This is a genomic window from Bacillus thuringiensis (assembly GCF_001182785.1).
Classification (GTDB): Bacteria; Bacillota; Bacilli; order Bacillales; family Bacillaceae_G; genus Bacillus_A; species Bacillus_A thuringiensis_S.
Window position 1 is genome coordinate 797909 of sequence record NZ_CP012099.1, and the last position, 12933, is coordinate 810841.

Genomic DNA, 12933 nt, shown 5'->3' on the forward strand with positions numbered 1-12933 from the left:
AAAAGAAGCGGTTCTCTACCTCCATAGAGAACCGCTTCTATATTATTCATTGTCATTAGATGATGTTTCTGTATCTTCACTGCTATTTTTGTTCTTATTTTTCACTTCATTGTTACTTGATTCGCGTTCACTTGAATTTTCAGACTTAGATTCTTTTGTCTTTTTCGAATCAGAGTCTGAGTCAGACTTTGTATATGCAGGTAGCCCAAGATGAGTACGAAGTTCATTTGTAACATTAGCTAATTCTTTTTTATCTGGATTGTAGTAGTAAGTTCGACCACCACCAGCAGATTTGCTACATGTATCGTCACCTTTTGCCATATAGCAATCATCACCTTGGATTTGTAATTTCTCAATTTCCGAATCCGATCCGTACTTATAGAATGAAAGCATATCATCAAATGTTAAGTTTGTAACAAATTGTCCGTTAATATCATCAATGATGTTGCCAACTTTTGTTACAGAACCAGCATTTGTTAGTTTCTTTAAAATAGCTTCGATAACGAGTTGTTGACGTTGTCCACGCATTGCATCACTATCGATGTGTCTTGTTCTAGCAAGAGCAAGAGCTTCTTCGCCATTTAACTTTTGAACACCTTTTTCTAGGTGAATTGCCTCAGCATTATCATTGCTATCTTGCTCAGTAAATTCAACTGGTACATCAACTTCAACACCGCCCAAGTCATCGACGATTTTTATAAATGATTTAAAGTTAAATTTTACAAAGTAATCGACAGGAACATTCATTAATTTTTCAACTGCATCAATGCTTGCTTGTGGTCCACCATTTTTCCCGTTTTTAGCAGAACCGAATGCATGAGCGTGTGTAATTTTATCTTTTTTCTTTTCTATTGGAATATAAGTATATGTGTCACGTGGGATACTTAATAGTTTAACAGTTTTGCTATCTTTATTAAATGTTGCAAGTAAAAGCGCATCTGTTCTTATAGCTTCACCATATTCTTTTCCTCGGACATCGCTTTCATCAACACCCATTATTAAAACAGAGACGTTATTTGTAATAGGTTTTACAGCTTTATCTCGTAAATCTGATTTATCACCGCGTGCTAAATCGTGTGCTGCATTTCGAACAGCAGAAGATGCTTTATTTACTAAAAACCAAGTATAACCGCCGCCTATTAATAAAACGAATAGTATAGCGCTTATAATAATTTTTATTTTTTTCTTATTTTTTTTCGGTTTACTGCGTGTATTTTCTTGCAAAGATGGGTTTTGCTCCATTTCCTGTACTCCTTCATTTGGATTGAAATACGACACTCATATCCACTTATTATAATGAAATTTAGCGAAAAAAAACATTACAAATCATTTACATTTCGTAAAAATTCAATTTATTTATAAAAAGTCAGATTTTCTATATATTATTTTGTAGATGTAGAATAAGTATAAGGGCTATTAGTAGAAATGAAAATATATATTATGAGAAAGCGATAGGGAAGTAAGATTTGTTGAAATATAGCCAAGAAGAAATGAGTAAGCTTACTTATTTCTTCTATATAATAAAGAAGAATTTGACGGATAAAGGAGAGAGCATAATGAATCATACATCATTCCGAGCAATCGTTGTGAACGAAACGGAAAATCATCAGTTTGTAAGAAAAGTTGTTGAGAGAGAAGTAAGTAGTTTACCTGAGGGAGACGTATTCATACAAGTTCATTATTCTTCATTAAATTATAAAGATGCCCTTTCAGCTACTGGTAATAAAGGTGTTACGAGAACATATCCTCATACGCCAGGAATTGATGCCGCAGGAGAAGTTGTGAGTAGTGAAGATACCTCCTTTAAGGTAGGAGATCAAGTTATTGTAACGGGATATGACTTAGGTATGAATACCTCTGGTGGTTTCGGAGAATATATTCGCGTCCCATCATCTTGGGTCGTGCCTTTACCAGAAGGAATGTCATTAAAAGAAAGTATGATGTATGGGACAGCAGGTTTTACTGCTGCTTTGTCGGTATATAAGCTTATTGGAGCAGGAATCAAGCCTAGTATGGGAGATGTTTTAGTAACGGGTGCTACAGGCGGCGTAGGGAGTGTAGCTGTTAGTATATTAAGTAAGTTAGGGTTTAACGTAGTAGGAGCGACAGGAAAAATAGAAGAGGAAGATATGCTACTACGTCTAGGAGCGAAAAAAGTGATTCATCGCGCGGAATTGAATGATGAATCAGGAAGACCGATGTTAAAAGGGCTATACGCCGGAGTTATCGATACTGTAGGTGGACATATGTTAGAAACAGCTTTAAAAACAGTAAAGTATGGTGGGTGTGTAACGACATGCGGTAATGTGGCAGGCCAGGAATTACATACAACGGTATATCCGTTTATTTTACGAGGCATAAGCCTTTTAGGGGTAGATTCCGTGCAATGTCCAGTGGATGTGAGAAGAGATGTGTGGACGCTTTTAGCGAAAGAATGGGGAAATAAAGAATTACTATCTTATACAGAAGAATGTACATTAGAAGAATTAGAGAAGAAGTTTACACTTATATTGCAAGGAAAGTTAAAAGGAAGAACAGTTGTTAAAATATAATGAAAAAAGAGACGCTTAAGTTAGCGTCTCTTTTTTCATTATAATGATTGTTTTAAATTGATTTTTCCTTGTTCGCCTAAAACACCGTCAGCGATATTTACAGCGTGATCGCCAATGCGCTCTAAGTTACTTACCATATCGACGAAGATGATACTTGCATCACCTGAGCAGCTGCGTTCGTTTAGACGTAATACGTGACGTTTACGAAGAACACGTTCCATTTGGTCGATTTTGCGTTCTTTTGCAATAACAGTTTGAGCTAGTTCAGTATCGAAGTTTGTTAAAGCTTCAACTGAGTCTTGCAGTGTTGAAATCGTTAATTCTAGCATTTCGTTTAATTCAGTTAATGCTTCGTCTGATAGTGAAACACGGTTTGAAATTTGGAAATCTACAAGTTCTACAAGGTTTTCTACATGATCACCGACACGTTCAATATCTCCAACAACACCTGCTAAAACAGAATGTTTTTCAGAATCCGTAGGTGAAAGTGGCTTTTCTGATAGTAAAACTAAATACTCGGTAATTTTTTTATCTAAATTGTTAATAGCTCCTTCTAATTGAGTAGCCATGTTTGCGTGTTTTTTGTCTTGTGTATTTAAAAATTGATTTGCTTCTTTTAATCCATGTAATGAAAACTCAGCCATACGGATAATCTCTTTTTGAGCTTCAGTTAAAGCGATGGCTGGAGATTGTTCAATAAAGATTGGATTTAAATGTTGTGGTTTGAAGTCAATCGCTGCATCTTCACCACGAATAATTTTTGTTACGATCCATGCTAACACTGCAATGAACGGGAATTGAATAATTGTATTTGTTACGTTAAATGTTCCGTGTGCAAATGCAATAGTCATTTCTGGATTCAAGTTTAATGATGTTTGGAAATATTGAATTAAACTTGTAAATGGTACTAATAAAATTGTAAAGATAATTGTACCGATAATATTAAAGATAACGTGAACTAATGCTGCACGTCTTGCTGCAATTGAAGTACCGATTGCTGCTAATACAGCTGTAATTGTTGTACCGATGTTATCACCGAATAATACAGGAAGAGCTGCTTGTAAATCGATTGCACCTTGACCGAATAGTTCTTGTAAAATACCGATTGTTGCGCTTGAGCTTTGTACAATTAAAGTAAAGACTGTACCGACAACAATTCCTAAAATTGGATTGTCACTCATGCTAACTGTTAATTCTTGGAATGACTCTAAAGAACGAAGAGGTTTCATACCTGCGCTCATTAATTCTAAACCGAAGAATAACATACCAAAACCGAATACAACTTGACCTACAGAATGTACTTTTTTATTTTTAAAGAAGAATAGTAAAATAGCTCCAACTGCCATAACTGGGAGAGCATATTCTCCGATTTTAATTCCGATAATAAATGCAGTAACTGTCGTACCGATGTTTGCACCCATAATAACACCGATTGCTTGTCTTAATGTCATAAATCCTGCACTTACAAGTCCGACTGTTAAAGCGGTTGTTCCTGAACTTGATTGGATTAATACAGTAACTAACATACCTGCTAGTACACCCATAAGTGGGTTTGTTGTAAAACGATCTAGAATATCACGAAGACGATCTCCAGCTGCTTGTTGCAGTCCATCGCCCATGTATTTAATCCCGAATAAGAAAATACCTAATCCACCAATGAACTGGAAGATCATATCTTGAACATTATATTCCACGCATTCCACTCCTTAAATTTCATGTACGATGTAATTATTAACTGAACCTTGAGTCACTGTAAACGGTTTGCTAGTAAAATTTACACTAAATTTACAAAGGGAAGAAAAGTTTACAAACCCTTAAAGAAACAGCTGTATTTTATTGGTTTTCATCTGTATAAATCTTAATTTTGTAAAGAAATCACACTTTTTAGAATAATATTGTTCAGTTGAATATCAAGGATAGCATCTGCGAGTTCATCGTATATTTTTTGATGAAAGTTAAAAAAATATGTAGGAAAATGCATGTAGTTTTATAACAGCAAAACGAGGGAAAACAATTCTTTTAACACGATAAAAAAGCCACTGAATTATCCAGCAGCTTTTTCCGTATTTGTATCGCCATGCTTTTGTTTTCTTATGCTTGTAATGTAAATGAAGAGAAAAGCAATAAGTAATAGAGAGGAGTAACGATATACAGTTGCATAGTTTGTAAAATGAGCAATAAATCCAAATATAATTGCTCCAGCGCCGATTCCAAGGTCAAATGCGGAGAAGAATGTAGCCGTTGCTACGCCGCGTCGATGCGGTGCTACGCGGTCAATCATCCATGCTTGTAGTGCAGGTTGGATCGCGCCAAAACCACTTCCGTAACATGCTGCAGCAATAATTAAGCTCGGAATTGTCGTCGTATACGATAATAAAATAATACCTGTAAACGTTATAATAACTCCTGGAATGATGACGAATGTATGGCCTTTCGCATCATATAGCTTTCCAGAGAATGGACGAGTCACAGCGATTGCTAGTGCGTTACATAAAAAGAAGAGGCTAATATCAGCTATGCCGACTTCTGTAGCAAATAGTGTGATAAAACTTCCGATTCCTCCGTACATTAATGTAATACATAATATTAATAATGAAGGAAGTAAAGCTTTACGTTCAATAAATCCATCGAGAAAAGTACTAGATGATTGTTGTGGAGGCTGTTTCGTTTTTTGGATTTGAAGTAGTTTCGTTAATATTAATGAAACAATTGTGCACGATAATGCACATAAAAAAAGAATTGTGAAGTTATATGTTTGCATAAGCCATAGTCCGATAAGTGGACCGAGGGCCATTGCAATTGTTCCAGAAAGGCCAAAATATCCCATGCCTTCTCCGCGGCGAGCTGAGGGAATTAAATCAGAAACGACAGTCCCATATGTAGTCGTTGTAATACCGAAACCAGCTCCGTGTAAAATACGAACAGCAAGCAAGAGAAAGATTGTTGAGGCGAAAAGGTAACTGCCCATAGCGAGTAGACAAATAGCAGTACCGATCATTAAAATGATTTTTTTATTGAATTTTTGCAAGGCGTTCCCAGTTAGCGGTCTAACAAAAAGTGCCGCGACGGTAAACATGCCGACAACCAATCCGATATTGGAACTTGTGCCACCAATTTCTTTCACATAAACAGGTAAGGTTGGAATTAACATTTGAAACCCTAAAAACATACATAAGTTTGCAAAAATTAAAGCAACAAACTCTTTTGTCCATAACGGTTCTCGTTTTACGAGTATTGCTTCTCCCATATATTCATCCCCTATATAAAATTTTCTCTTTTCTTTCGAGTATATGTATTGGCCAATGCAACAGTCAAGGAAGGTGTCTTGAAAACGGAAAACAATTTTTAAGGTGAAAAACTGACAAATTTGTGTAAAAGCTACACAACTATGAAAAAAAGATGTAAAGTATAGATGTATAGACTTGTAGGTGTTAAGAATGATAGAAATTGTTTTTTCTTTAAAGAAAGCGGATTCAAAAGAGTAGTGAACAAGAAGGGGATATATACTTTTTCACTACATATATTTGAAAAGGTTTACAATATGATGAAGAAAGAGGCGTGTACATATGAGACGATTAGGTATTTCTATTTATCCAGAACATTCAACAGTAGAGAAAGATAAGGAGTATTTAACATTAGCAAGTAAATATGGATTTACACGTGTGTTCACATGTTTATTATCTGTGGATGGAGAAAAAGAGAAAATTATAGAAGAATTTAAAGAAACGATCTCTCATGCGAATGCATTAGGGTTCCAAGTATTAGTTGATATTAGTCCGTCTGTTTTTGAACAATTAGGTATTTCGTATAATGACTTATCATTCTTCCATGAATTAGGTGCGTACGGTATTCGTTTAGATGTTGGTTTCTCAGGATTAGAAGAATCAATTATGACTTATAATCCGTATGGTTTGAAAATTGAGATTAATATGAGTAATGGTACGAAGTATGTAGATAACATTATGAGTCATAGACCAAATCGTGAAAATTTAATTGGTTGTCATAATTTTTATCCGCATCGTTATTCAGGGTTATCATACAATCATTTCATTAAATGCTCGAAACAATTTAAAGATTACGGTATGAGAACGGCTGCTTTTATTTCATCATTTGATGCAACATACGGACCTTGGCCAGTAACAGAAGGGTTATGTACATTAGAGCAGCATCGTGAATTACCGATGACAACACAGGCGAAGCATTTATTTGCGACGGAATTAATTGATGATGTTATTATTGCAAACGCATATGCGTCAGAAGAAGAATTACAAGCACTAGGTGCATTAAATAAAGAGAAACAAACATTTGATATAGAACTATATGATACAACGACAGAATTAGAAAGAATTATCGTATTAGACGAACCACATTTTTATCGCGGAGATGTATCTGAATATATGATTCGTTCTACACAAAGTCGTGTGAAATATAAAAAAGAAGAGTTTAAACCTCATAATACGCGTGAAATTAAGCGTGGAGATCTATTAATTGATAATGAACAATATGGCCAGTATAAAGGCGAATTACAACTTGCATTAAAAGATATGGTGAATACAGGAAAAACAAATGTAGTTGGTCGAATTGTAGAAGAAGAGATTTTCTTACTAGATTATTTACAAGCATGGGATAAATTCGGATTCACATTAAAGAAATAGAGAGAATATAAAGGGGAAAAACTACTGATTTCAGCAGCTTTTCCCCCTTTATATATAAAGAGCGAGAGGAAGAGCTATGACAAAGGTGCATCAGCGATTAATTTCTATTTTAGAGGAGTTTTTAGAAGAGAAATCGATGTTAAATCGAGCTTTTTTAGCGGGCCGTTTACATGTATCGACGAAGACGATTCAAAAGGATATAAAATTATTAAATGATATATTGGAAGAAAACGGAGCGAAAATCGAATCGCAAAGAGGGACTGGGTACGAATTAGAAATTATACAAACGAAGAAATTTGAAGACTTTTGTGTGAGTCTATTTCAAAAACAGACGGAAAAGATTCCAACTTCTTATGAAGAAAGAATAGCGTACATTTTGCAGCGTGTTTTAACGACAGAGGGATATGTGAAGCTTTCAGAATTAGCGGAAGAGATTTATGTGAGCAAATCAACGGTCAATTTAATTATGAAAGATGTTACAGATATATGTAGTCGCTATAAATTACAAATTGAGAAGAGACCGTATTATGGTATACGTATTGTTGGAGAGGAATTTAATATTCGTTCTTGTTTATCACAATATGGTTTACCGCGTTATGACCATACTCCGTTTCATGAGCAATTTGAGCAGACGGAGACGTATTTATCGCTACCGCATATATCACTTATTCGTTCAATTATATTAAAGTATATTGAGGGTGGAACAATATATTTATCTGATATAGAAATTGATAATTTAGTCATTCATATTGCAATCGCATTAAAGCGTTGTCAAAGTCAACATTATATGAAAGGACTGCATGCGGAGCAATCAGAACTTATAATAAAGAAAGAATATACAATTGCGAAGCAGATTTTAGGAGATTTAGAGAAAGAGTTAAAATTTTTATTTCCAGAAGAAGAAGTATTATATGTGACGATGCATTTATTAAGTACTGCTGTTACAACGAGAGATCGCTATGAAAATGTAGAAGAGCTATTAGGAAAAGATATATATGCATTTATGCAACATATTCTTTTTAAAGTAGCGGAAGAACGGAATCTTATTTTTTATTATGATGAAGAATTATTATTTGGATTTGGTATTCATTTAAAAACGTTATTAAATCGTTTGAAGTATAAGTTAAATACGAGAAATCCTCTTTTGGCAGAAGTGAAAAAGAATTATCCGTATGCTTTTGAAATTGCGATTCTCGTTGGAGATATCATTGGTGAATATACGGGTGAATCGATCCCTGAAAGTGAAATTGGTTATATTGCAATTCACTTAGGCGGAGCGATGAGCCGTTTGCAGGAGCAGAATCAAAAGAAAAGATGTTTATTAGTTTGTGCGACTGGTCAAGGAAGTGCACAACTATTAAAATATAAAATTTTATCACAGTTTCGAGATAAATTAGAGATTGTAGGTATTACAGGCTATTATCAATTGAAAGTAGAAGATCTTTATAAAGAAAAAATAGATTGTATTATTAGTACGATTCATATACCGAGTGGCTTGCCTGTTCCAGTTATAAAAGTGAATTCAATATTTGATGATAAAGAGATTAAATCGATTGGTCAGCGGTTGTTTACGCATGTGAATAATAGTGTGCAGCAATATATTAAGGAAGATTTAATCTTTTTAAATCATAGTGCTTCTACGAAAGAGGATGTTATTCAGTTTTTATGTGAGAAAGCTGCTGAGAAACGCTATGTACCAGAAAACTTTTATGCTTCTGTTATGGAAAGAGAAAATACGTCTCCGACAGCGGTTGGGAATTCAGTTGCAATCCCGCATCCGATGCAGTTATTAAGTGAGGAAACTTTTTTGATGTTTTGCACACTTGAAAAGGCTGTTGATTGGGGAGACAAAAAAGTACAAGTAATTATTTTATTTAGTGTAAAGCGCAATAATAATGAAGATTTGCAAAGGCTTTATGATTTTTTATATGATATTATGTCTAGTCAAAGTGCGATAGAGAAACTTACTCAGACCGAGGTAATTGAAAATTTTCAAGAGATTTTATTATCATTTTGAAAAAGTATATAAAAACTTCCGTTACATAACGGAAGTTTTTTATGTTTAATTGTATGCGTTTTCATAATAAGATAAAAATATAGAAAACATATAGCTTGGGGGAATTTAAAATGGCTGATATGCAAACTCCATTTGCATTAATTTTACATGGTGGCAATGCGAGAAGTGCGGCGCTTGAAGCAATCGCTTTTGCAAGACAAGGAGATTTCGAGAATGCGGGTGAAAAGATGAAACTTGCTAGTGAGGAAATTTCAGCAGCTCATCGTATTCAAACGGATCTAATTCAAGAAGAGGCAAGAGGAAATCATGCAGAAATCAGTTTACTGTTAGTGCACGCACAAGACCATTTAATGAATGCAATTACAGTGAAAGAACTAGCTGAAGAATTTATTACTCTTCATAAACGAGTGGAAGAGAAAGTGACAGTATAAGATGTATATTTTATTATGTTGTGCAGCAGGTATGTCAACGAGTATGGTCGTAAGAAAAATGCAAGAAGAGGCAAAGAAACAGGGGAAGAATTATAAAATTAAGGCGGTTGATTCAGAACTTGTGAAACTTGAAATAAAAGAAGCCGATGTCGTTTTAATCGGTCCACAAGTGAAATATTTATTTCCAGCTGTAGAGTTTCTTGCAAATTCATACAACATACCAGTTGCAATTATAGACCAACGAGATTATGGCATGTGTGATGGTTTGAAAGTGCTTAGGCAAGCAGAACAATTAGTTTTAGCATAATTATATCTTTTTAAATATAAACATTATAATGTTATAAAGTTTATTTCATTCTTTTATAGTAGAGAGAAAGAGGAGGGCTATTGATGAATGGGTTTATGAGTTTTATGGAACAAAAGATTATGCCAACAACGCAAAAGATTGCAGGACAACGACATTTATTAGCAATTCGAAACGGGGTTATTTCTACATTACCGTTAACGATCGTCGGGTCATTTTTCGTAATCTTTTTAAATTTACCAATTGATGCATATATGGAATGGATTGCACCGTTTCGCCATATTTTAGATATTCCATTCCGATTTACAGTAGGACTAATGGCATTATACGCAGCGTTTGGTGTAGGGGCTTCGCTCGCGAACTTTTATCAGCTCAATCAATTAAGTGCAGGGCTACTATCTGTACTCGCCTTTTTACTAGCATCAGTTGAACCAATTCAAATTACGAAAGCTGTACCAGGTGTTATTGATGCAGGTCGATATATTTCAGTAGGAACATTAAGTGCAACGTCTTTATTTGGTGCAATTGTTACAGCATTAATTGCAGTAGAAATTTATCACTTTATGATTAAGCATAATATCTCAATTAAATTACCAGACAGTGTACCACCAGCAGTTTCAAATTCGTTTGCAGCATTAATTCCAACATTAGTAGTTATTCTTTTATTCTGGGGCATTCGCTACGGTTTGAAATTTGATGTAAATACAACAATTACATACTTAATCGCACCATTAAAATCAGTACTAGTAGGAAATAACTTATTCGGTGGTTTATTAACAGTATTCTTAATCGTGTTCTTCTGGTCATTTGGTATACATGGACCAGCGATTTTAGGACCAATCATTCGTCCGATGTGGGATTCAGCAATTCTTGAAAATATGGAAGTGTTCACGGCTACAGGAAATGCACATCAATTACCAAACTTATTTACAGAGCAATTCATTCAATGGTTCGTATGGATTGGCGGATCAGGCTCAACGTTAGCTTTAGTAATTATGTTTATGTTCTCTAAATCTAAGTTCCTAAAAGAGTTAGGTAGATTATCATTCGTACCAGGTTTATTCAATATTAACGAGCCAATTATTTTCGGGGCTCCGATTGTAATGAACCCAATCTTAATTATTCCGTTCGTTATTACACCGTTAGTGACAACGACAGTATCATATTTCGCAGTTGTTTCAGGTATGATTCCACTCATGATGGCGAAACTGCCATTTACGATGTTAGCACCAATTGCAGCGGTGATTAGTACGGACTGGACAATTATGGCTGGTGTACTTGTACTTGTTAACTTTGTTATCTCATTCGTTATTTACTATCCATTCTTCAAGATGTATGAGAAACAACAATTAGCAGGAGAGGAGAAAACAGAATGCTCGGAGCAATTATCATCTTAATTACATTCGTGGTCGGACAGTGTATTGCCCATTATTCGAAATGGGTACAAAGTAAATCTTTATTAGTGTTACTACTAGTATCAGTTTTATTTATCGGTTGTTCAATGGGTGCATATGTAATGTTAGGTCTACACTCACCGTACGTAATTATTGTACCGACAATTTTATGTGCAACATGTTTATCTGCAAAATATAGATTTACGAGCATGGCATTAATACAACGTGTGAAGGAGATGCAAAAGCATGGAGCGTAAATTAGGAATTTCACTTTATCCAGAACATTCAACGAAAGAAAAAGATATGGCTTATATTTCCGCAGCGGCACGACACGGTTTTTCAAGAATATTTACTTGTTTGTTATCTGTGAATCGTCCGAAAGAAGAAATTGTAGCTGAATTTAAAGAGATTATTAATCACGCAAAAGATAACAATATGGAAGTTATTCTAGATGTAGCTCCAGCTGTGTTTGATCAGCTTGATATTAGTTATAGCGATCTATCATTTTTCGCAGAGTTAGGCGCAGACGGTATTCGTTTAGATGTAGGTTTTGACGGATTAACGGAAGCGAAAATGACGAATAATCCGTACGGTTTAAAAATTGAGTTAAATGTAAGTAACGATATTGCGTACTTAGAAAATATTCTTTCGCATCAAGCGAATAAATCAGCTTTAATTGGTTGTCATAATTTTTATCCGCAAAAATTCACTGGTCTTCCGTACGATTATTTCATTCGCTGTAGTGAACGCTTTAAAAAGCATGGTATTCGCAGTGCAGCATTTATTACATCACATGCCGCAAACATCGGTCCATGGGATATTAACGACGGATTATGTACGTTAGAAGAGCATCGTAATTTACCAATTGAAGTGCAAGCGAAGCATTTATGGGCGACAGGGCTAATTGATGATGTCATTATCGGAAATGCTTATGCGAGTGAGGAAGAGTTAGAGAAACTAGGAAACTTAAATCGATACATGTTACAGCTGAAAGTACAATTTGTAGACGAAGCGACTGAAGTAGAGAAGAGAGCCTCGCTGCAAGAATTACATGTAAGACGCGGCGACATAACAGAGTATATGGTACGTTCTACAGAAGTACGTAAAAAATATAAAGACTATGATTTCCCGGTGCGCGAAAGCGTACTACAGGAAAGAGGGCAAGTTGTAATTGGTAACAATTCATTTGGTAAGTATAAAGGTGAACTGCAAATCATTCTAAAAGAAATGCCGATAGATGAACGGAAAAATATTGTCGGTACAATTGCGGAAGAGGAGTTATTCTTACTAGATTACGTAGGGGCTTGGACACAGTTTACTTGTGTGGAATAGAGAAGATAGGGGGCGTTCCAAATTTTGGACCGCCTTTTTAATATTAAAGTACTTTTAACGTCAAAATTTGTCGGTAAATCGATATCTCTTGTCGAATCGTTGATATATTATAAGTTACGATAGATATATTCGAAAAATCGTTGATATATTGTAGGTTACGATAGATATATTTGAAAAATCGTTGATATAATTTCATTTTTTTCAGTAGTTTAATAGAGTAAAAAAAGAGCCAGCCTCAACGATGAGAC

11 protein-coding genes are annotated in these 12933 nt (G+C 34.9%); 8 read left to right on the forward strand and 3 right to left on the reverse strand.

Features of this window, described 5'->3' with window-relative positions:
* Window positions 1-42 precede the first annotated feature (42 nt).
* Window positions 43-1242, reverse strand: coding sequence for an LCP family protein (locus tag AC241_RS04170; RefSeq protein WP_016082761.1), 1200 nt, complete (start codon window positions 1240-1242; stop codon window positions 43-45).
* A gap of 314 nt (window positions 1243-1556) precedes the next feature.
* Here AC241_RS04170 and AC241_RS04175 point away from each other — a divergent pair, with 314 nt between their 5' ends.
* Window positions 1557-2552 carry a YhdH/YhfP family quinone oxidoreductase gene (locus AC241_RS04175; RefSeq protein WP_050842624.1) on the forward strand — a complete coding sequence of 332 codons (996 nt, stop codon included), beginning with the start codon at window positions 1557-1559 and terminating at the stop codon, window positions 2550-2552.
* 38 nt (window positions 2553-2590) lie between these two features.
* On the opposite strand, the gene AC241_RS04180 is transcribed toward AC241_RS04175, so the two are convergent.
* Both AC241_RS04180 and AC241_RS04185 read right to left on the reverse strand, forming a co-directional pair.
* Window positions 2591-4246, reverse strand: coding sequence for a Na/Pi cotransporter family protein (locus tag AC241_RS04180; protein WP_050842626.1), 1656 nt, complete (start codon window positions 4244-4246; stop codon window positions 2591-2593).
* Between the two features lie 350 nt (window positions 4247-4596).
* Window positions 4597-5799, reverse strand: coding sequence for an MFS transporter (locus AC241_RS04185; protein ID WP_016082758.1), 1203 nt, complete (start codon window positions 5797-5799; stop codon window positions 4597-4599).
* Window positions 5800-6118: 319 nt separating this feature from the next.
* Between AC241_RS04185 and AC241_RS04190 the strand changes: the two genes are divergently transcribed.
* From AC241_RS04190 to AC241_RS04220, 7 genes are all read left to right on the forward strand, one after another.
* A complete protein-coding gene (locus tag AC241_RS04190; RefSeq protein WP_029441684.1) occupies window positions 6119-7207 on the forward strand; it encodes a DUF871 domain-containing protein in 1089 nt (362 codons plus the stop codon).
* A 76-nt stretch (window positions 7208-7283) separates the two neighbouring features.
* The gene (locus tag AC241_RS04195) at window positions 7284-9224 is read left to right on the forward strand and encodes a BglG family transcription antiterminator (protein ID WP_050842628.1); all 1941 of its coding nucleotides are present in this window, start codon (window positions 7284-7286) and stop codon (window positions 9222-9224) included.
* A gap of 110 nt (window positions 9225-9334) precedes the next feature.
* Entirely contained in the window at window positions 9335-9655 is a 321-nt protein-coding gene (locus AC241_RS04200) for a PTS lactose/cellobiose transporter subunit IIA (protein ID WP_000774623.1), read from the forward strand.
* 1 nt (window position 9656) lies between these two features.
* Complete coding sequence (locus AC241_RS04205) at window positions 9657-9962, forward strand: PTS sugar transporter subunit IIB (RefSeq protein ID WP_000275645.1); 306 nt, start codon at window positions 9657-9659, stop codon at window positions 9960-9962.
* Window positions 9963-10045: 83 nt separating this feature from the next.
* Entirely contained in the window at window positions 10046-11356 is a 1311-nt protein-coding gene (locus AC241_RS04210; protein WP_001013060.1) for a PTS sugar transporter subunit IIC, read from the forward strand.
* A complete protein-coding gene (locus AC241_RS04215) occupies window positions 11332-11610 on the forward strand; it encodes a hypothetical protein (RefSeq protein WP_000900046.1) in 279 nt (92 codons plus the stop codon). Before AC241_RS04210 ends, AC241_RS04215 begins: the two co-directional genes overlap by 25 nt.
* On the forward strand, window positions 11600-12685 hold the full coding sequence (locus AC241_RS04220; protein ID WP_029441686.1) for a DUF871 domain-containing protein: 1086 nt from the start codon (window positions 11600-11602) through the stop codon (window positions 12683-12685). The genes AC241_RS04215 and AC241_RS04220 overlap by 11 nt, the downstream gene beginning before the upstream one ends.
* Window positions 12686-12933: the final 248 nt, after the last annotated feature.